This is a genomic window from Streptomyces odontomachicola (assembly GCF_039605595.1).
Lineage (GTDB): Bacteria > Actinomycetota > Actinomycetes > Streptomycetales > Streptomycetaceae > Streptomyces.
The window spans coordinates 145,627-163,258 of record NZ_JBCFOK010000011.1; the positions used below are offsets into that span (position 1 = coordinate 145,627).

21 protein-coding genes are annotated in these 17,632 nt (G+C 73.8%); 13 read left to right on the forward strand and 8 right to left on the reverse strand.

Annotation, left to right across the window (positions count from 1 at the left end):
- The first annotated feature begins 20 nt into the window (after window positions 1-20).
- The 3 genes from ABEE00_RS21245 to ABEE00_RS21255 all read left to right on the forward strand — a co-directional run bounded on the left by ABEE00_RS21245 (window position 21) and on the right by ABEE00_RS21255 (window position 3,374).
- Entirely contained in the window at window positions 21-1,904 is a 1,884-nt protein-coding gene (locus ABEE00_RS21245) for a carboxypeptidase regulatory-like domain-containing protein (RefSeq protein WP_345747182.1), read from the forward strand.
- Window positions 1,905-1,995: 91 nt separating this feature from the next.
- Window positions 1,996-2,838: an IclR family transcriptional regulator gene (locus ABEE00_RS21250; protein WP_345747183.1), complete on the forward strand. Its 843-nt coding sequence runs from the start codon at window positions 1,996-1,998 to the stop codon at window positions 2,836-2,838.
- Window positions 2,839-2,870: 32 nt separating this feature from the next.
- Window positions 2,871-3,374 (forward strand): FhaA domain-containing protein, encoded by a 504-nt coding sequence (locus ABEE00_RS21255; protein ID WP_345747184.1) that lies wholly within the window; start codon window positions 2,871-2,873, stop codon window positions 3,372-3,374.
- Between the two features lie 470 nt (window positions 3,375-3,844).
- Here ABEE00_RS21255 and ABEE00_RS21260 read toward each other — a convergent pair whose 3' ends face one another.
- Entirely contained in the window at window positions 3,845-4,264 is a 420-nt protein-coding gene (locus tag ABEE00_RS21260; protein WP_345747185.1) for a PLAT/LH2 domain-containing protein, read from the reverse strand.
- Between the two features lie 292 nt (window positions 4,265-4,556).
- Here ABEE00_RS21260 and ABEE00_RS21265 point away from each other — a divergent pair, with 292 nt between their 5' ends.
- Window positions 4,557-4,910, forward strand: coding sequence for a flavodoxin domain-containing protein (locus ABEE00_RS21265; RefSeq protein ID WP_345747186.1), 354 nt, complete (start codon window positions 4,557-4,559; stop codon window positions 4,908-4,910).
- 9 nt (window positions 4,911-4,919) lie between these two features.
- On the opposite strand, the gene ABEE00_RS21270 is transcribed toward ABEE00_RS21265, so the two are convergent.
- The 4 genes from ABEE00_RS21270 to ABEE00_RS21285 form a co-directional block, all read right to left on the reverse strand.
- Window positions 4,920-5,630 carry an alpha/beta fold hydrolase gene (locus tag ABEE00_RS21270; RefSeq protein ID WP_345747187.1) on the reverse strand — a complete coding sequence of 237 codons (711 nt, stop codon included), beginning with the start codon at window positions 5,628-5,630 and terminating at the stop codon, window positions 4,920-4,922.
- 208 nt (window positions 5,631-5,838) lie between these two features.
- Complete coding sequence (locus ABEE00_RS21275; protein WP_345747188.1) at window positions 5,839-6,129, reverse strand: hypothetical protein; 291 nt, start codon at window positions 6,127-6,129, stop codon at window positions 5,839-5,841.
- A gap of 189 nt (window positions 6,130-6,318) precedes the next feature.
- Window positions 6,319-7,185, reverse strand: coding sequence for a universal stress protein (locus tag ABEE00_RS21280; RefSeq protein ID WP_345747189.1), 867 nt, complete (start codon window positions 7,183-7,185; stop codon window positions 6,319-6,321).
- 38 nt (window positions 7,186-7,223) lie between these two features.
- Entirely contained in the window at window positions 7,224-8,144 is a 921-nt protein-coding gene (locus tag ABEE00_RS21285; RefSeq protein ID WP_345747190.1) for a universal stress protein, read from the reverse strand.
- 430 nt (window positions 8,145-8,574) lie between these two features.
- Between ABEE00_RS21285 and ABEE00_RS21290 the strand changes: the two genes are divergently transcribed.
- From ABEE00_RS21290 to ABEE00_RS21320, 7 genes are all read left to right on the forward strand, one after another.
- The gene (locus tag ABEE00_RS21290) at window positions 8,575-9,090 is read left to right on the forward strand and encodes a hydrogenase maturation protease (protein ID WP_345747191.1); all 516 of its coding nucleotides are present in this window, start codon (window positions 8,575-8,577) and stop codon (window positions 9,088-9,090) included.
- Window positions 9,091-9,535: 445 nt separating this feature from the next.
- Entirely contained in the window at window positions 9,536-10,309 is a 774-nt protein-coding gene (locus tag ABEE00_RS21295; RefSeq protein ID WP_345747192.1) for a CBS domain-containing protein, read from the forward strand.
- A gap of 321 nt (window positions 10,310-10,630) precedes the next feature.
- Window positions 10,631-11,065: a hypothetical protein gene (locus ABEE00_RS21300; RefSeq protein ID WP_345747193.1), complete on the forward strand. Its 435-nt coding sequence runs from the start codon at window positions 10,631-10,633 to the stop codon at window positions 11,063-11,065.
- Window positions 11,062-11,520 (forward strand): cyclic nucleotide-binding domain-containing protein, encoded by a 459-nt coding sequence (locus ABEE00_RS21305; protein WP_345747194.1) that lies wholly within the window; start codon window positions 11,062-11,064, stop codon window positions 11,518-11,520. The genes ABEE00_RS21300 and ABEE00_RS21305 overlap by 4 nt, the downstream gene beginning before the upstream one ends.
- Window positions 11,517-12,065: a ferredoxin reductase domain-containing protein gene (locus ABEE00_RS21310; RefSeq protein ID WP_345747195.1), complete on the forward strand. Its 549-nt coding sequence runs from the start codon at window positions 11,517-11,519 to the stop codon at window positions 12,063-12,065. The genes ABEE00_RS21305 and ABEE00_RS21310 overlap by 4 nt, the downstream gene beginning before the upstream one ends.
- 47 nt (window positions 12,066-12,112) lie before the next feature.
- Window positions 12,113-12,769 carry a CBS domain-containing protein gene (locus ABEE00_RS21315; RefSeq protein WP_345747196.1) on the forward strand — a complete coding sequence of 219 codons (657 nt, stop codon included), beginning with the start codon at window positions 12,113-12,115 and terminating at the stop codon, window positions 12,767-12,769.
- 342 nt (window positions 12,770-13,111) lie between these two features.
- Entirely contained in the window at window positions 13,112-13,615 is a 504-nt protein-coding gene (locus ABEE00_RS21320; RefSeq protein WP_345747197.1) for a hypothetical protein, read from the forward strand.
- Between the two features lie 62 nt (window positions 13,616-13,677).
- Here ABEE00_RS21320 and ABEE00_RS21325 read toward each other — a convergent pair whose 3' ends face one another.
- Together ABEE00_RS21325 and ABEE00_RS21330 are read right to left on the reverse strand one after the other, a co-directional pair.
- Window positions 13,678-14,247 carry a GNAT family N-acetyltransferase gene (locus tag ABEE00_RS21325; RefSeq protein WP_345747198.1) on the reverse strand — a complete coding sequence of 190 codons (570 nt, stop codon included), beginning with the start codon at window positions 14,245-14,247 and terminating at the stop codon, window positions 13,678-13,680.
- Window positions 14,248-14,365: 118 nt separating this feature from the next.
- Window positions 14,366-14,941 carry a CGNR zinc finger domain-containing protein gene (locus tag ABEE00_RS21330; protein ID WP_345747199.1) on the reverse strand — a complete coding sequence of 192 codons (576 nt, stop codon included), beginning with the start codon at window positions 14,939-14,941 and terminating at the stop codon, window positions 14,366-14,368.
- A gap of 103 nt (window positions 14,942-15,044) precedes the next feature.
- Here ABEE00_RS21330 and ABEE00_RS21335 point away from each other — a divergent pair, with 103 nt between their 5' ends.
- On the forward strand, window positions 15,045-16,217 hold the full coding sequence (locus tag ABEE00_RS21335) for an epoxide hydrolase family protein (protein ID WP_345747200.1): 1,173 nt from the start codon (window positions 15,045-15,047) through the stop codon (window positions 16,215-16,217).
- A 280-nt stretch (window positions 16,218-16,497) separates the two neighbouring features.
- On the forward strand, window positions 16,498-16,917 hold the full coding sequence (locus ABEE00_RS21340) for a hypothetical protein (RefSeq protein ID WP_345747201.1): 420 nt from the start codon (window positions 16,498-16,500) through the stop codon (window positions 16,915-16,917).
- Window positions 16,918-16,940: 23 nt separating this feature from the next.
- On the opposite strand, the gene ABEE00_RS21345 is transcribed toward ABEE00_RS21340, so the two are convergent.
- Window positions 16,941-17,561 (reverse strand): MarR family winged helix-turn-helix transcriptional regulator, encoded by a 621-nt coding sequence (locus ABEE00_RS21345; RefSeq protein ID WP_345747202.1) that lies wholly within the window; start codon window positions 17,559-17,561, stop codon window positions 16,941-16,943.
- Between the last annotated feature and the right edge of the window lie 71 nt (window positions 17,562-17,632).

The window sequence follows — 17,632 nt, forward strand, 5'->3', positions numbered from 1 at the left end:
CCGCCCCACCGGAAGGACCCATGACGTCGCAACCTGCCCACTTCTGGCGGGAGTTGGTCACCGTGCGCCCGCACGCCACGGCGCACTGGGGTGCGTTGCGGGCCGCGGCCGGCATCGCGCTCCCCGTGGCGTGGCTTCTCGCGGCCGGGCGGCCGGAGTGGATCGGTTACGCGTGCTTCGGGTGCTTCGTGGCCGTCTACGGCCGGCACTCCACCTGGCGCGCCCGCCTGGATACGCAGGCCGGCGTCGGTGCCGCGCTGATCGTGACCGCCGTGCTCGGCACGGCGGTCGGCATCGCCCGGCCCGGCGCCCTGGCGACCGCGGCACTGCTGCTCTTCGTCTCCGGTACGGGGCTGCTGCTGGCCAAGCGGCACGGCTGGGCTCCGGCACCCTCGGTCTTCCTGGTCTTCGCGGCCGGGGCGACCTCCTCGATGCCGGTGACCGCGGCCGATCTGGTGCCCGCGCTGGGGGTGACCGCCGGTTCGGCCGCGCTGGGCGTGGCCGTCGGGCAGGCGGGGCGCCTGCTGCCCGAGGATCCGCGGGAGCGTGGGGAGCGGGTGCCCACTACGTACCGGGCGCTGTGGCGTACACCTGGCGCGGTCCGCGAGACCGTCTGCTACACGGCGGGCCCGTTCCTGGCGACCGCGCTGGCCGGCTGGGCGGGCTTCGGCCATCCGTCGTGGGCGGGGGTGGCGGCGACGATCCCGCTGGCGGGAGCGACCGCGGCGGCGCAGGCGGCCCGCGGGGCGCTGCGCTTCGCGGGCACGCTGGTGGGGATCACGGTGACGTACCTGGTGCTCGTCGGCGAACCGTCCGCGTGGGTCCTGTGGCTCGCCTCCGTAGCCGCCATGCTCCTGGCGGAACTCTTCATAGCCCGCCACTACGGCATAGCCGTCATAGGCATCACCCCCACAGCTCTCCTGACCAGCTACCTGGCAGCACCCCAGCCCCTGCGCCCACTGCTCACCGACCGCGTGGTGGAGACGGCGGTGGGCGTCCTCGTGTCGCTGCTGGTGTTGCGTGTGGCGGCAGGAGTGCGGCGGGGTGGCGGGCCTGGGGCGGTGGGGGCTGTCGTACGGGATGCGGTCGTACGGGATGGTGCCGTCGGCAGCGGCGCAGTCCCCTCCGCGGCCGACATTCGCGGGCGGGTACTGGACCCCGGCGGGGCGCCCGTCGCAGGGGCCGTGGTCACGCTCGTCGGCTCCTCGGGGCGTCAGTTGGGGCGGGCCGTCGTCGGCGGCGACGGAGCGTACGTTCTCGGCGTGCCGGCTGGCGAGCAGGCGCGCCTGATCCTGGTCGGGGCCGCTAGCGGGTATCAGCCCCGGAGCGTCGCCGCATCCGGGGGATCACGTGTTGTCGATCTCGTACTGCCCCACCCCGGCGGGGTGTCCGGGACCGTGCGCTGCGGTGAAGCGCCTCTCACCGGCGCGCTCGTCGTCGCCACGGATCGGCGCGGGGAGGTCGTCGGCTCGGCCACCACCGGTGAAGACGGCGGGTATCGGCTCGTTCCGCTGCCGCCCGGCGACTGCACGCTGACGACCAGCGCGGAGGGCTGCCGGCCCGCCGCCGTACGCATCACCGTCGGCGGCGACGTCACCCGCCAGGACACGCGGCTGCGGCCCGCCGCCCGCGTGCGCGGCGTGATACGCGCCCAGGGCGGCACGCCCCTGGCCGGTGCCCGGGTCTCGCTGCTGGACCGCGCGGGCGACATCGTCGCCGCGCACACCACCGGCAGCGACGGCGCGTACGCCTTCACCGGCCTGGCAGCGGCGGACTACACCCTGGTGGCGAGCGGCTATCCGCCGGCGACGGCACGGTTCACGGCCGACGGGACGTGCGGCGACGTCGACCTCGTACTGCGGTACGCGGACTTGCGGTACGCGGACTTGCGGTACGCGGACTGACCCCCGCGGCGCGGGGCCGCGACCGGGACGCGGCGTGTGCGGGAGCATGACGCGGGGACGGCACGCGGCGGCACGGAGGCGAGGCGGACAGGTGGAGCGTACGGAAGCGCGGCGCCCCGACGCGGGCAGCGTCCTGAACAAGGTGCAGGCGCTCCTCGAGTCCTTCGCGCCCGACGACGAACACCTGAGCCTCTCGGAGATCGCCCGCCGCTCGGGCCTCGCGAAGACGACCGTCCACCGGCTGGCCCATGAGCTGCTGGAATGGGGCGTGCTGGAGCGCCGGGGTACGGAGTACGGGCTCGGGCTCCGGCTGTTCGAGCTGGGGCAGCGCGTACCGCGCCAGCGCATCCTGCGGGACGCCGCACGCCCGTACATGCAGGACCTCTACCAGGCGACGCGCGAGACCATCCACCTCTCCATCCCCGACGGCCGCGAAGTCCTGTATCTGGAGAAGGTGTTCGGCCACGGGCAGGTCGCCTGGCCCTCGCGGTTCGCCGGCCGCATGCCGCTGCACGGACCGGCGACCGGAAAGGTGTTCCTCGCCTTCGGGCCGGAGGCGCTGCTGGAGGAGGTCCTGGCGGAACCCCTGGAGCGCATCACCCCGTACACGGTGAGTACGCCCAGCGCCTTGCGCGCCGAGGTGTCCCGCGCGCGGGAACAGGGGTACGTCGTGGAGCGCGAGCAGGCGCGGGTGGGCTTCGTGAGCGTCGCCGTGCCGCTGTACGGAGCGACGGGCACCGTCATCGCGGCCCTGTCCGTCACGGCGCCGCTGCACCGCGCGAAGGAGTCGGAGTACGTGTCCTTGCTGGAGGCGGCGGGGCGGCGCTTCGGCCTGGCGGGCGGGGCGCCGGGCAACGCCTCGGGCGGGGCGTCCGGTGGCGCGTCGGGCAACGCTTCCGGCGGCGCGTCCGGCGGCACGCGCGGCGGGAGTTGAGGGGGCGTCACCCAGCCCCCTACACAACCCCAATGGGCGAACATGGCCCCCGCGAGCCCGGGCAGTCGCCCGTGATGCGAATGATCGGCACGATCGAACACACCATGGAACGCTGGACCGCCGCCGTATGGGCCCTGGTGCGCCGCCCCCGGGCGCGCCCCATGGAGCTCCTGACGGTGCTGCACCGCGAATGCGAGCAGCACGCCATGATCCTGGGACGGGGCCGCATCCTGGTGCCCAACCACTTCGTCCTGGAGCTGCCCGACGGCAGCAGGGACCAACTCCTGCGGCATGAGGCCGAGTTGACGGCGCGATTGGCGCGCGAGGTACGGCGGTACGCCGCCGAGCAGCACTACATCTTCGCCGGCCCGGTCACCGTCGACCTGCACACGCCCGCCGGCGAGGACCACCCGCGCTACCGCATCCGCAGCCACATCGCCGCCGCCCCACCCGTCACCTGCAACGACGACCTCACCCGCGCCATGCCCCAACTGAGCGGCACGGGCGGCCCGTACGAGGCGAAGGGAGAAGCCTGAACGGGCCCGGCACATCCGTACCTTCGGCGCGAAGCCCAGGTGCCGCATGGCCAGCCGTACGTTGAACAGCGCGGCACCACCCCCAGGAGCAGCTCCCGCCCCTCGGGTCGGCGCGCCGCGGGTGGCGCGCGGCGTCGGCGTACAGCTCCAGCGTTCCGGCGCGGTAGACGAACCGCCACGGCTGGCTGTTGTGCAGCGACGGTGCGGTGCGTGCGGAACGCACCAGGTAGGTGGCCGCGTGATCCGGCGTCACCGGTGCAGGGGGTGCAGTGGAGGTCATGGCCCGCCCCGGTGCGGTGCCCGCCTCGTACGCGTACGCCGCCGGAAGAGCCCCGTCCCGCGCCTCGGGGGCACGGGACGGGGCGGAGAGGGAAGCGCGGCAACTCCCCTCGGCACTCGGCGGTCGGCGGTCGGCGGTCGGCGGTCGGCGGTCGGCGGTCGGCGGTCGGCGACTACCGTTGTTGCTACCGCTACTGCTTCTTCAGATACAGCGTCTGGCCGCCGTCCAGGGCCAGCCACAGGTACTTGTCACCGCCGAGGATCTGCGGGTTCCCGTACTTGATCTCCTGGGCGCCGGGATTGACGGTGATGGAGATGTCCTCCAGGCACCAGTTGTCCTTCGCGTCGACCGGGCTGAAGTGCACGTAGACGGGGAACGCAGCGAGTTCCCCGGTGTCGAGCTGCGGCTTGCGCGGGTCGTTGCCCGGAGGGTTGAGGTTGTTCGAACCGTCGCCCAGCACGAACGTCTGCGCCTGCCCCTGACGGAAGTCGTCCCCGCTGGTGTCCAGCCGGAATTCGCGTCCGCAGATGCCGATGCTGACGTTCCCGTCGGTGCTGGCGCCGGCGCGGTCGGCCGTGGTGACGGCGACCTTGATGGTGTCGATGTGCATGCTGCCTTTCCCCCTCTCTCGGATGGGGGCGGGCCCTCGCCCCGCCCCCGTGCCTGAGCCGTCCCCGTCCCCGCCCCGTCCCTCCGCGGCGCGTACTCAGGTGCCTCAGCTTTGACGGCCCGGCGCGGCCGCAGCAGGGGCCCGGCGGGGCAAAGAGAAAGGCCGACCGGCCCTTTCCGTGGCTTTCTGGCGTTGGCAGCTTTACGTCCTTGCCGGGGGTACGGGGTGTGCCGATTCTGAACATTCCGGCGAGCTGGAACGGCCCGGGGCGGGGCTCAGGAAGGGGGGCCGCATGGAGGTTCTGGTCGGATTCGCCAGCGCGCACGGTTCCACGCGCGGGGTCGCCGAACGCATCGCCGCGCGCCTCGCCGCCAGCGGGCTGAGCGTGGAAGCACGCCCGCTCAACGTGGAGTTGGAGCCATCGGGATACCGCGCCTTCGTTCTGGGCAGCGCGGTGCACAACGGCGCGTGGCTGCCAGAGGCGGCCGACTTCGTACGGAGCAACGGCGCGGTACTGGCCCAGCACCCGGTGTGGCTCTTCAGCGTCGGGCTGAGCCGTATCGTCGCGGACCGCTTCGGACGGCTGGCCACCGAGCCGCGCCAGATCCCCGAGTTCCTCCCCGCGCGGCGTGGAGACCCGGCTTGACCTCGTACGTCATGCCGCGAAGCCGTCCAGGCGCAGGAGCACGTCCGCGACCAGCCCGGGCCGGGACAGGAACGGGTGGTGGCCGGTGTCGAGTTCTATGACGTCGTCGGCTCGGCGGGCGTACTCGCGTTGGAGGTGCGGCGGGGTGCCGCGGTCCCGGGCGCAGACCACGTACGTCGAGGGCACCTGCTGCCACGCGGCGGCCCGCACGGGCCGGCCGGTCACGGACACGCTCTGCCGGGCCAAGTGGTTCCGCGCCTGTGCCTGGATCTCCGGCTCGCAGTCGTGCAGGAAGGTGTCGGCGAGCAGTTCGGGCCGCACTCCGATGGTTCCGGCCTCCGCGTCGACGTCGAGGAACGGGGCGGGCCCCTCCGCCCCGAACTCCGACAGGCTCTGCCCCACTTCGGGCAGATAGCTGCTGATCAGGACCAGGTGGCGTACGGAACCGGTGCCCGCGGCCGCCTCCGCCGTCACGATGCCCCCGTAACTGTGGGCGACCACGACGGTCGGCCCGTCGCCCGCCAGCAGCGTCTCGCGCACCGCCGCGACGTCCTCGGGCAGCCCGGGGCCGCTCGCGTCCACGGTCAGGCCCGTCTCGCCGCAGCTCGGCAGCGCGGGCGCGACGCTCGACACCCCGCGTTCGCGGAGCAGTTCGGCGGTGCGGTGCCACCACCACGAACCGTCCCGTACGCACGCCCCGTGCACGAACACGACCCTCATCAACACTCCCCCTCCGCCGCCCACCGGCTGCCGGCTGCCGTTCGGGCCACGGTAGCGGCAGTCGCCTTCGTGGGGAGGTCGTCCGGTACGGGGTACGGCGGAGGCCCCTGCGCCGCCGGCGCCGGATCATGGGTGTGAGCAGGGACGACGGGGCTGCGCTCGCCCGGCCGTACGCCGTACGCGTAACCGCCACACGCGCCGCAACCGCTCAGTCGGCGCCGTCGAGGCACTCCTCGGCGAGCGCGCGTACCCTCGCCGCCTTCGCCGCCATCTGCTGCGCCTCCGCGGCCCAGCGGCGGTGGGCCACCGCGCGCCAGCGGGGCGGCCGGCGCCTGCGCCAGGCCTGGTACGCGATGCGGGCGCACGCGTCCTCGACCACCAGTACCCGTACGCTCGGCAGCCGCAGCACCGCCTCCACGCCCACGCTCCGCCGCGCGCACCACACTTCCAAGGGAGCGGACACCGGCCTGCGCGACCGGCGCCAGGGAACCGTCGTCATGCCAACTCCCCCTCCACGCACCTTCTTCAGCATGGTGCGCCGCGCACTGCCGGCAGCCGAGGGGCCGGTCGGCCCGTTCGACGCCGGGGCTACGCGGGTGCTGCGTACGCGGGGGCCGAGTCGGCGTCACCGCCGTGGTGGTGCGCCTGAGCGTACGGAGAGGAGCATCGGGGCGTGCGGGGCGCCCCCTCACTCATGCGGCACAACCCCCACCGGACACCGCGCATGATGCAACACCGCATGCGCAACCGCCCCCACAGCCGCCCCCACAGAGGGATGGCGGACCCGGCGGCCCACGACCAGCAGTGCGGCGTCCTGCGCGGCCTGCACCACCTCGTGCCCCGCCCTCCCCGTCACCACCGCCTCGGTGACCTGTACCGACGGCCACTTGGTGCGCCACGGCGCGAGGGTGGAGGCGAGTGCGCGCATCGACTCCTCTGCCGGGTTGGGGAGTTCGCCTTGGGGTGGGAGGCCGGGGGCGTATCCGTACCATTCCGGGAGCTTCCAGGCGTATACCACGTGCAGCGGGGCCGCGCGGCGGGACGCTGCGTCGAAGGCGAAGTCGATGACCGGGTCGCAGGAGGTGCGCACGTCGATGCCGAGTACGACGGCGGCGCCCGCCTCCCTCGCGGATTCACCGGCGCGTACGAGGACCACCGGACAGTGCGCGTGGGCCACGGTGGCCAGGCCGACGGAGCCCATCAGGTAACCGGCCACGGCGCCCATCCCCGAGGAGCCCAGCACCACCACCTCGGCCTCCTTGGAGGCCGCTTGGAGCGCGTCGCGCGGGTCCTGGGTGATCTCGTGGGCCTCGACGATCAGGTCCCGGTGCCGTTCGGCGATGGTGCGGCGTACCTCCCGCAGGGCGCCGCGCGCACGGCGCCTGGGCGCGTCGATCTCCGGCAGCAGGGCCATCCGCGCGCCCTCGGACAGCGACTCCTCTGCGTACAGCAGCCACAGCCGCGCACGGCGCCGCGCCGCCTCCCCCGCGGCCCACTCGGCCGCGGCGAGGCTTTCGGGAGAGCCGTTGACACCTGCGACGACGCTTCGGTTCATGTCGCGCTCCAGTGAGAGTTGGGGGGGGCGGGCTCGGCTCAGATGTGTTCCGGTACGACCGCGACCGGGCAGGGCGCGTGGTGCAGCAGCGTGTGGGTGACGGTGCCGAGCTGGAGTCCGAGGTGGCCCTGCCGGCGGTGTGCTCCGACCACCAGCAGGTCGGCCTCGGCGGCGGCGTCGAGGAGGACCTTGCGCGCCGGACCCTCCAACGCTTCGCGGCGTACGGCGACTTCGGGGTGGCGCGCGGCGGGCGCCCGCAGAGCGTTGTCCACCGTGTTCCGCGCCCGTTCCCGGTGCGCGGCGGCGGGTTCGCCGGCCAGCAGCGGGTGGTCGACCATCTCGTGAGCGGGGCAGCGCCAGGCCCGTACGGCGTGCAGCTCGGCGCCGCGCGCCGCCGCCTCCGCGAAGGCGAACCGTACGGGCGCGCCCTCCTCCAACTCCCCCACCGCGGGCTCCCCCACGGCGGCGGCCTCCCCCACGGCGAGGGTCACGCGGCGGAACTCGCCCCTGACCGCCGCCTCTTCGCCCCGTACGACGACGACCGGGCAGTCGGCCGTGGCCGCCAGCGCGAGGCTCACCGAACCGAGCAGCAGGCCGGCGATCTGGCCACGGCCCCGGGCCCCGGTGACCAGGACCGAGGCGTTGCGGCCCGCGGCGCGCAGGGCGGCGGCCGGCTCCTCGTGGACGATCTCCGTACCGACCTTGGCCTCCGCATCTGCCTCCGGGGCGCGGCGGCGCGCGCGTTCGGCGGCGGTGGCCACGATGTGCTCGGCCAGGGCCTGACCTGTGGGGCGGGCGGTGCTCAAGGAGGGCAGCAGGCCCTCGTACCGCTCCCACAACGAGGCGAACACCAGCCGCAGCGGGACGGAGCGCCGGATGGACTCGTCCACCGCCCAATCCACCGCGAGCAGCGCGGAGTCCGAACCGTCCACGCCCACGACGACCGGCAGCCCCTCCATGATCCCCACCCCATCTCACCCGGGCCGACTTCGCCCGGCCACGACTGGCCTACTCGCCTTCCCGCACCGTCACACCGCGGCCGCACCACCCGCGAGAGGCGACCGGCCCTGGCTGGGGGCCATGCGGCCTTCGCCCCGCGGCACCGCGGGTGCTCGGCGGCACTCCTCCGCCAGAGGCAATCGGCCCCCGGCGCGGGACCGTTCGGCCCTGCTCGGCGGTCGGCGGTGTTCGGGAGGGTGGGCGCAGGGCCGGGGTGTGTCATGCGGGTCGGCCCGGGGCGCGGTCTCTGGTGCGGGCGGCTCGCGGCGTCGTCGGACCATCCGGGCGGAACCAGTACGGGGGCGATGCCCCGCCTCGCGGGGCCCCGCACCGGACGCCGCGGCCTCATCCGGACCGACCCGCAAGACACGCCCTGGGGAAGGAGGGGGCATGGGGTATCCCTCGCGCATCGCTGTGATCGGTGTCGGCAACGAGTTCCGGCACGACGACGGGGTCGGCTGGGCCGTGATCGGGCGGCTGGAGGAGCGGGCCAGGCAGCGGCCGTACCCGCCGGGGACCACCCTCGCGGTGTGCGACGGCGACCCCGCGTGCCTCATCTCGCTCTGGGAGGCGGCCGAACTGGCGGTGGTGATCGACGCCGCCCACGCGCACCCCGGCGTACCCGGACGCCTCCACCGCCTGGAGGCCGACAGCGCTCAACTCCACCTGCCGCACGAGGCCAACGCCCACGGTCTCGGCGAGGCCGTCGAACTCTCCCGCGCGCTGGGCCGGTTGCCCGACCGGCTGATCGTGTACGCCGTCGAGGTCGCCGACAACACCATGGGCCCCGGCCTCTCCGCCCCCGTCGCCGCCACGGTTCCACTCCTGGCGCACCGCGTGGAGGAGGAGATCACCCGCCACCGCGAACGCGCACCCCGCCAGCCCTCGCCCGGCACCGACGGCTGACCACCCCGGACGGTTCGCCGCATACCACCACCCGCGACGACCGTGAGGGCGTACGCGCCGAAGCCGACGGCCGAGAGCGCGCACGCACCGGAACCGACGCCCGCGAGGCCGTACGCATCGACATCGCCGACGCGGTGCAGAGGAGAGGCGAGCAGCCATGTGCCCGGGCGTCAGCGGCCGTCGCCGAGGTGCACGAGGTGCACGAACTGCGTATGGACACCGCCGACTTCGGCAGGCTGCGACGCGCGGTGTGCTGGCGGCCGGGCGACGGGGAGCCGGCGAGGGGCTGCGCGGGACCTTCGGGCCCGTTGAGAGCCGGACGGGCCGGTGGCGGGCACCGTACGGCCCCTGCTGTACGCCGCCCCCGCGCCGCACGCTGACGTCGAGGCCGAAGGGGCGGACGGCCAGGCCCGCCCGCGCACGCTCCGTCGAGGAGGGACAGGCCATGAAGCACCGCACGATCCAGAACGTCATGACCGCCGATGTGGTGCACGTCGGCCGCGAAGCACCCTTCAAGCAGGTCGCGGAGCTGCTCGCGGTCAACCGCATCAGCGGCCTGCCCGTGGTCGACGACGCGCGGCGCGTGGTCGGCGTGATCTCCGAGACCGACCTGATGGAGCGGCAGGCGGCGCAGGAGAAGCGGCAGGAGCGGGAGCGGAAGGCCACACGGGGCGTCACGAGGACGTTCTGGCGTGGGCGCACGGTACGCCGGCGTCTCTCCCGCCGGGCCCGCCGCCGCGAGAGCGCCAAGTCCCGCGCGACCACGGCCGGTCAGCTGATGTCCGCTCCGCCGGTAACCGTTCGCCCCTCGCAGAGCGTGACGGAGGCGGCGCGCGTGATGGCCGAACACAGCGTGGAGCGGCTGCCGGTGGTCGACGACGAGGGCCGACTGGTCGGCATCGTGACCCGCCACGACCTGCTGCGGGTGTTCCTGCGGCGGGACGCGGAGATCCGCGCCGAGGTCGTCAACGAGGTATTGATCCGCACCCTGTGGCTCACCCGCACCTCACTCGCCGTCACCGTCCACGAGGGCGTGGTGACCCTGGAGGGGCAGGTGGAGCGGCGCAGCGAGATCCCCATCGCGGTGCGCATGTGCGAACGCATCGACGGCGTCGTCTCCGTGGTCGACAAGCTCACCTACCGCCTCGACGACAGCCACCTCCAGCCCACCGAACAGGCCATGCGCGGCCTCGCCGAGGACTGGCTCCGCAAGATGTGAGCGCAGGACGTGGACGAGGCGCCATCCCGGGAGGGACAGCGATGGCGGACGCCGCGGCCCATCAGGCCGTACTCGAAACGAGCGGCATCGAAGCCCTCGTGCGGGAGCCCGCGGCGCGCGGCCGTACCGAGACCGACCGGGACGGCGCCGTCGTACTGGCCGACCTGGAGTCGGCGGACCGACTGCCCTACGGCTGGGGCGTGGAGCAGGACCGGGTGCCGGGAGGGGGCCGGTACGCGGACGACGGCTGCCGGGAACGCCGGAGGGGGGGCGTTCCCGGCAGCCGTGGAGTGCAGCGCGCCCGGGGCCACGTGCTTCTGCGTGTCGATGGGCACGGGGCCCGGTGCGGGAGCCGGTACGGACGCCGGCCCGGGCTCCGAATTCGGCCTCGCACTCACCGAGCACCGCCTCCTCGTACGCAGCGGAAGCGCGAAAGGCGCAGACGTACTCACCGCCCTCCCCCAACGGCCCACCGACACCGGCACCTCGCGCGCCGCCGAGGCAACCGTCGCCGAGGCCGCCGCGCACATGGGCCACTCCGTGCCGCCGGTGAGCCCACGCGCACTGAGGGGCGCGAGCCCGGAGGCCGAACGCTGGAACCCGACCGGGGACCACGCCGAGCGCCGACGGCGCTGGAACTCCTGCTTCGACCGGGCCTTCTCGTATCTGCACAGCGACATCACCAAGCAGACGTGGGCCCTGCACACGGAGTGCCCACAGAACTCGGAGAACCCACACAGCGAGGAGCCCCCATGAGCCACACCTCGGCGTTGCTGTCCGAACTCCCGTCCCACCGGGCCCAGCAGTTGATGCGGGCCGCCCGCGAGGTGACCTTCCCCGCGGGCACCCGCATCTTCGCCGAGAGCCACCGGGCCCAGCGCTTCTGGGTCCTGCGCAGCGGCACGGTCGCCCTCGACTCCCACGTACCGGGCCGCCGCGCCCCCGTGGTCGAGACGCTCAGCCACGGCGACCTGCTCGGCTGGTCCTGGCTCTTCCCGCCGTACACCTGGCACTTGGGCGCGAGGGCGGTCACGGAGGTGCGCGCGTACGAGTTCGACGCGACGGTCGTACGGGCGCTCATGCGCGAGGACCCGGGGCTGGACGCGGCGGTCACGCGGTACGTGGCCGAGGTCGTCGCCCAGCGTCTGAAGGCCACCCGCATGCGACTGCTCGACCTGTACGGGCCGTACGGCAGCGGACCGGCGACATGACCCGCGCCGCGGCCCCGGCTACAGGGCCCGCCGCCCAACACCCGGTGGCCGGTGCCGCGTTACCCCTCCTCCCGTACTGCCTCCTGAGGTCACGCCAGGAGCGCGCCGACACCGTCGCCTTCCACCTGGAGCCCGTGGCCGAGGCGCTTCCGCCCTTCACGCCGGGGCAGTTCGCCATGGCGTACGCGTTCGGCATCGGCGAGACCCCGGTGCCCGTGTCCGGCATCGCGGGCCTCGGCGGGTTCCACACGGCGCGCGGCGCGGGCGCCGTCTCCCGCGTGCTGTGCGGGGTGCGCGGCGGGGATGTCGTGGGGCTGCGCGGCCCCTTCGGCACCGACTGGGGGCTGAACGGAGCAGCGGGCCGCGTCCTGCTGGCCCTCGCCGGCGGCATCAGCCTGAGGACCCGTACCGACACCGGGCAGTCGGCACTCGACGCCCAACACCGGTCCACCGACGCGACGTTGCCAGCCATGTCCGCCGAGCGGGCGACCCGCATCTCCTGCTCCACCACCCACTCCCCCACCCTCACGGTCGAGCGCACGTGAGAGCCGAGACCACCCGCAGACGAGAAGTGCCGCCCGAGGAGGGCCCGATGGAACACACTCCGCACACCGTCAGCGATGTCATGACGCACACCGTCATCGCCGTGGGCCGGCACGCCGCCTTCAAGGAGATCGTGCGGACCATGGAGCAGTGGAGGACCAGCGCTCTCCCCGTACTGGCGGGTGACGGCCGCGTCATCGGCGTCGTCTCCGAGGCCGACCTCCTGCACAAGGAGGAGTTCCACGACCGCGAACCGGACCGGACAGAGGCAGGACGCCGCCTCGCCGCCCTGGGCAAGGCGGGCGGCATGACCGCGGGGGAACTGATGACGGCGCCCGCCATCTGCGTACACGCCGACTCGCCGCTGCCCGAGGCCGCCCGGATCATGGCCCGCCAGGGGGTCAAGCGGCTGCCGGTCGTCAACGACGTGGGGGCGCTGGAGGGCATCGTGAGCCGCAGCGACCTGCTCAAGGTCTTCCTGCGCGGCGACGACGAACTCGCCCACGAGGTGCAGGAACACCTCCACCTCCTCTTCCCCGGCACCCTCGACCCGCTGGGCATCACCGTCGCCGAGGGCGTGGTCACCGTCACCGGCGCCGTACGCGACGCCTCCTTCATCCCGCTCGCCGAGCGGCTGATACGCGGCATCGAGGGCGTCGTCGCGGTGGACTGCCGCCTGACCGACACCCAGGGGGAGGGCACGTGAGCGCGTGAAGCACCTCGCCAAGCAGGCGATCCGACGGGCGTCCGCATGGCGCAAGGGCCCGGTTCGGAGCGCGACCTGCCGGCGCTGCGGGCGGCTGGGCGGCGACCCGCACACGCTGCACGCCCTCACCGGGGGCGGCCTCGGCGCACTCCTCCCCCGCACCTGCCGACAAGCGACGCCGCAGACCCCGATTCCTCCTCCAACATGCGCATTCTGAGCGGGTGTTGCCGCGCACCCCGGGACGGCGCGGAGGCGCGCGGCTACTGTGCGCAGCAGTTCGTACGGAGGCGGCGCGCCCCAGACCCCGGCACCCGCACGGCAGCAACGGGGGTGGAGGCCCGCATGGGACATGCCATCGAAGTGAACGCCCCCGTGCGCGGCGCGCCGCGCGCCGGTGCCGCGGCGCGGCCGCACCTGTCCCTGACCCTGCACGTCACCCGTGCCCCCGGCGCCCACAACTGGGCGGGCGAGATGACCCACGCCGTCCTGTCCTGCTGCGGGCTGCCCGAGCCGATGGTGCGGCACCTGGCGGACGCGGCCCGCACCGCGGCGCACTTCATGGGCGGGCACAGCAGCATGGACGCCTACCGCCTGCTGGTGAGGTCCACGCCGTACGGGGTGCAGGTGACGATCACCGACTACCAGGGCCGGCCGACCGACCCCGTACCCGACTGGCTCCCCGTCGCCCCACCCGCCGGCGCCCACCGCCGCCAACTCCTGCCCCGTACGTCCCCGTTACGCGGCGACGACCCGGGAGCGGCCGACATCCACGACGCCCTGCTCCTGCACCGTTCGCCGGACGGGCATACGCGGCTGGACTGCCGGGTGGCGTGGCCGGAGCCGTGAAGGGGGCGTCGGCGTTCGCCTCGGCTCGTGCGCCCCGAGCCCGGCCCCGTACGCCAAGGCGCTCAGGCGCGGCTCCTCACGTGCAGGTGCCCGCTCGTGGGGAACTCCGGTGGCTGGGGCGGCACTTCGCGGTCGAGGGCGAATCCGCTCTTGTGCGCTACGCGGCACGAGGCGCGGTTGTCCACCGCGTGCAGGAGCTCCAGGCGTTCCAGCGGCGCCTGACCCTCCTGCGCCCGACGCGCCGTCAAGGCCCAGCGCGCCACGGCGTCGAGGGCGCGGGGAGCGATGCCGCGGCCCCGGACGTGGGAGGAGGTCCAGTACCCGACCTCCGCGCAGCGTGACGCGGGGCCGGCCCGCTTGACCACGACATGCCCCACGGGGCTGCCGCAGCCACCGCCCTCCTGCCACTCCACCACCGCGAAACTGAAGCGCGAGCCGGTGGCCCACGCCTCGGCCTGCTCCGCCACCCAGCGCCGCGCGGCCGCCTCGCTATCGAGGGGAGCGGTCAGCCACCGCCGCAGGAGCGGGTCCCGGTGCGCGGCGGCGAGGGACGGCGCGTCCTCCGCCCGCCACGGTCTCAGCCGCAGCGCGAGGCCGCCCTCCGCCCCGGCCTCCGTCAGCACGACAGTCATGCAGCCTCCCCCAGCGGCTCAAGGTGCGGTCACGGTCGCGTGGTTGCCGCGGGAGCGTCGGGCTCGCGTACGCGGTGGAGGCCCGGGCGCACCACGTGACGCGTTCGGGTGTGCGGCCTCACTTCGCCGACCCGGGACTCTTGCGGTGGTTGGCCTGGAAGCGGGCCTTCTTCTGGCGGTTTCCGCAGGTGTTCATGTCGCACCACTTGCGGGTGTGGCTCTGGCTGGTGTCGAAGAAGGCGGCCCGGCAGGTAGGTGACGCGCACAGGGCCAGCTTTCCGGCCCTCTCGCCCGCGATGATGCTGACGGCGTCCGCCGCGATCACGCTGAGGGCGTCCTCCACGCACGACGTCGGCCCGAGCCGCCAGCGCCGCTCGCCCTCGGGCGTCAGGACCGCCGCCGCCCGCCCCTCGACGCTGCGGTCGTTGATGACGCGGACGGCGGACGCGGGAAGAGCGTCCCGGACCGCGGCCGCCGTCGCGGCGGCGTGGATCGACTCCCGCAGCTCCCGGGCGAGGTCGAGCTGGGCCGCGGTGCAGGAGTCCACGGCGAGGCCCTGCACCTCCAGCCAGTCGGCGAGCCGGCCCGGCGTGGGAATGCGCTCCACCGGCTCGCCATGACGCTCCGTCAGGGTCGCCGTGAAGCTCGTCGCCAGCACGTTGCCGAGGCGGAACTCGGGGAATCCAGCACGCATGGAACCACCTTAGCCGGTTGCCGGGTGACCCGGAGAACTGCTAGAACCGTCTTAGCCGGTTCGCGATGGGTCGTGGCCGGTACCACGACGGCCAGGAGGCCTCATGCCCCGTCAGTTCAGCGACGTGCAAGCCTTTGAAGCCCGCGCGACGGACGCCGACCTCGACGACCTGCGCGTACGACTGGCCGCCGCGCGGCTGCCGGAGGCCGAGACGGTCCGTGGCGCCGGGCCCGGCCCTCGCCGGTGGGATCAGGGCGTACCCCTCGCCGACCTCGTCGAGGTCGTGGACCACTGGCGCACCGGCTACGACTGGCGCCCCTTCGAAGAGCGCCTCAACCGAACCGGCCAGTTCCGCACCGCCATCGACGGCCTGGGGATCCACTTCCTGCACCGCCGGTCCCCGCGCGAGGACGCCACTCCCCTGCTCCTGACGCACGGCTGGCCGGACAGCGTCGTCCGGTTCATCGACGCGGTGGACGAGTTGGCGGATCCGGCGGATGAGGAGGCACCCGCGTTCCACGTCGTCGTCCCCTCGCTGCCGGGCTTCGGCTACAGCGACAGGCCGGCCACCACCGGCTGGGGCACCGAGAAGACCGCGGCCGCATGGGTGGAGCTGATGGGACGGCTCGGCTACGACAGGTTCGCGGCCCACGGCGGCGACTGGGGCGGCAACATCACCACCGTTCTCGGCGGCAGGTTCCCGGCGCACGTCCTCGGCATCCACACGACGTTCGCTGAGGGGCCGCCCGGGCTGACGACCGACGGGCTGACCGCGGAGGAGCGCCGGTGGGCCGAGGACACCCGCGACTTCTGGGCACGCCGTGCCGCGTACGCGAAACAGCAGGCGTCCCGGCCGCAGACCACCGGCTATGCGCTGGTCGACTCGCCGGTCGGCCTTCTCGCCTGGATCCTCGACAAGTTCGCCGAGTGGTCGGACACCGAGGACAGCCCGTTCGAGAGGATGTCCATGGACCGCGTCCTGGACAACGTCACCCTGTACTGGCTGACGCGGACCGGCGCGTCGGCGGCCCGCATCTACTACGAGAGCCACAACGCGCTCGACCCCGAGCTCCGGGTCGACGTCCCGTCGGCGCTCACCATGTATCCCCGCGACGTCGAGAAGTGCCCGCGCCCCTGGGCGCGGGAGCGGTACCGGCAGATCGTCCGATGGCGCGAGCCCGAAGCCGGAGGGCACTTCCCCTCGCTGGAGGTCCCCGAGTTCTTCGTCAGCGATCTGCGGGAGGGCCTCGCGGCAGTGCTGGCCGCGCATCGGTGAACACCGCCGGGCACCGTCGGGCGCCCGCACCCGGTCGCCTCCTGCCCCGCCTCGCCGCCGTACTGCTCCACCGCAGACGCACCCGCGCATGAGGCGCACCGCGGAGTGCCCGAACGGCCCCACGATACGGCCGGTCGACCCACCTGCCCGCACCCCCGGCGCGCTGTACTGGAGACGGGACGGCACCTTCGCTCTCCCCCACGGACCACGGAGCAGGGACCACGGGCCACGGGCCACGGATCGAGGCGGCGTAACACCGCAGCCGGGAAGGGGGCGCGCCGTGCGCATCACCACCATCACGGCCACCGTGTCCACGGCGGACAGAGAGGGCGCCGACACGCACGGCGGCGTGCATCTGGGCATCTGCGGGCGCGAGTTCACGCTGGAGAGCGGGGTGGACGACTTCGCGCGCGGCATGACCCGCACCTTCGTCCTCGGCGCGGGCTCCAACGCGCTCAACCCGGCGGGCAACGACCCCCGCACGCCGCCGCTGAGCACCGGCGACCTGGCGCACTTCCCCGTCTACGTACGCTTCGGCCCGCGCGACCCCCGGGACACCTGGTGCCTGGAGAACGTCACCGTGGCCGTCAACCCCGGTTCGGGCGACCTCGGTTACGGCAACGTGCCCCTGCTGGGCGGCGACAAGCGCCTGTGGCTCGCGGACGACAGCGGCCGCACGGTGTACCTCAAGGAGCAGTAGGAGCCCCACGTACGGCAAGCGTCTCAGTCGGCCTGCTGCGTGGCCGGGTCGTCCCACCCCAGCGGATACAGATCGCGCCCGTCGCCCGGCGCCGGCATCTCGCCGCCCGCCTCGGAGAAGGCGGTCAGCGCCCCGACGAGCGCGCCGCGCTGCGCCGCCGGCATGCGCTCGACCACCGCGGCGATCTCCGCCCGGCGCCGGGCGGTGACCTCCTCCACGATGCGGCGGCCCGCGTCGGTGAGGCGCAGCAGCCGCTCGCGCCGGTTGCCGGGGTTGACCTGCTGGTCGGTGAGGCCGGCCGCGGTGAGCCTGGACATCATCCGCATCGCGGTCGAGGGGTTGACCCCGAGCAGCCCGGCCAGCTCGGTGAGCTTGGCGTGCTCACGCTGCGAGAGCACCACCAGCAGCCGGAACTGGGGCAGCGTCACCCGGTCCTGCACCGCGGCGAGCGAACGGGCGGAGACCGCGACCAGCAGCCGGGACGCGGTGAGGACGGCGCCGGTCACCGCGTCGACGTCCTCCGCATCGACGTCCTCCGCATCGACATCTTTCCCGGCCACGGCGTCCGCATCGACGGCGCTCGCGTCGACGTCACCTGCGCCGACGCGCTCCGTGTCCCGCCCGGGCCCCGCATGCTCGCTCATCGCTCCTTTGTACCCCGCCCCCGCACCCCCTTGACAATCTTTGCATAATGCAAGGGAGCGCGAAAGGAAGT

Excerpts from the sequence above, each read along its gene's own strand:
- ABEE00_RS21320 (WP_345747197.1), top strand. The coding sequence starts at position 13,112 with ATGGGACATGCCATCGAAGTGAACGCCCCCGTGCGCGGCGCGCCGCGC.
- ABEE00_RS21310 (WP_345747195.1), top strand. The coding sequence starts at position 11,517 with ATGACCCGCGCCGCGGCCCCGGCTACAGGGCCCGCCGCCCAACACCCG.
- ABEE00_RS21290 (WP_345747191.1), top strand. The coding sequence starts at position 8,575 with ATGGGGTATCCCTCGCGCATCGCTGTGATCGGTGTCGGCAACGAGTTC.
- ABEE00_RS21315 (WP_345747196.1), top strand. The coding sequence starts at position 12,113 with ATGGAACACACTCCGCACACCGTCAGCGATGTCATGACGCACACCGTC.
- ABEE00_RS21245 (WP_345747182.1), top strand. The coding sequence starts at position 21 with ATGACGTCGCAACCTGCCCACTTCTGGCGGGAGTTGGTCACCGTGCGC.
- ABEE00_RS21335 (WP_345747200.1), top strand. The coding sequence starts at position 15,045 with ATGCCCCGTCAGTTCAGCGACGTGCAAGCCTTTGAAGCCCGCGCGACG.
- ABEE00_RS21255 (WP_345747184.1), top strand. The coding sequence starts at position 2,871 with ATGGGCGAACATGGCCCCCGCGAGCCCGGGCAGTCGCCCGTGATGCGA.
- ABEE00_RS21305 (WP_345747194.1), top strand. The coding sequence starts at position 11,062 with ATGAGCCACACCTCGGCGTTGCTGTCCGAACTCCCGTCCCACCGGGCC.
- ABEE00_RS21295 (WP_345747192.1), top strand. The coding sequence starts at position 9,536 with ATGAAGCACCGCACGATCCAGAACGTCATGACCGCCGATGTGGTGCAC.
- ABEE00_RS21280 (WP_345747189.1), bottom strand. The coding sequence starts at position 7,185 with ATGAACCGAAGCGTCGTCGCAGGTGTCAACGGCTCTCCCGAAAGCCTC.
- ABEE00_RS21285 (WP_345747190.1), bottom strand. The coding sequence starts at position 8,144 with ATGGAGGGGCTGCCGGTCGTCGTGGGCGTGGACGGTTCGGACTCCGCG.
- ABEE00_RS21260 (WP_345747185.1), bottom strand. The coding sequence starts at position 4,264 with ATGCACATCGACACCATCAAGGTCGCCGTCACCACGGCCGACCGCGCC.
- ABEE00_RS21345 (WP_345747202.1), bottom strand. The coding sequence starts at position 17,561 with ATGAGCGAGCATGCGGGGCCCGGGCGGGACACGGAGCGCGTCGGCGCA.
- ABEE00_RS21270 (WP_345747187.1), bottom strand. The coding sequence starts at position 5,630 with ATGAGGGTCGTGTTCGTGCACGGGGCGTGCGTACGGGACGGTTCGTGG.
- ABEE00_RS21330 (WP_345747199.1), bottom strand. The coding sequence starts at position 14,941 with ATGCGTGCTGGATTCCCCGAGTTCCGCCTCGGCAACGTGCTGGCGACG.
- ABEE00_RS21325 (WP_345747198.1), bottom strand. The coding sequence starts at position 14,247 with ATGACTGTCGTGCTGACGGAGGCCGGGGCGGAGGGCGGCCTCGCGCTG.
- ABEE00_RS21275 (WP_345747188.1), bottom strand. The coding sequence starts at position 6,129 with ATGACGACGGTTCCCTGGCGCCGGTCGCGCAGGCCGGTGTCCGCTCCC.
- ABEE00_RS21265 (WP_345747186.1), top strand. The coding sequence starts at position 4,557 with ATGGAGGTTCTGGTCGGATTCGCCAGCGCGCACGGTTCCACGCGCGGG.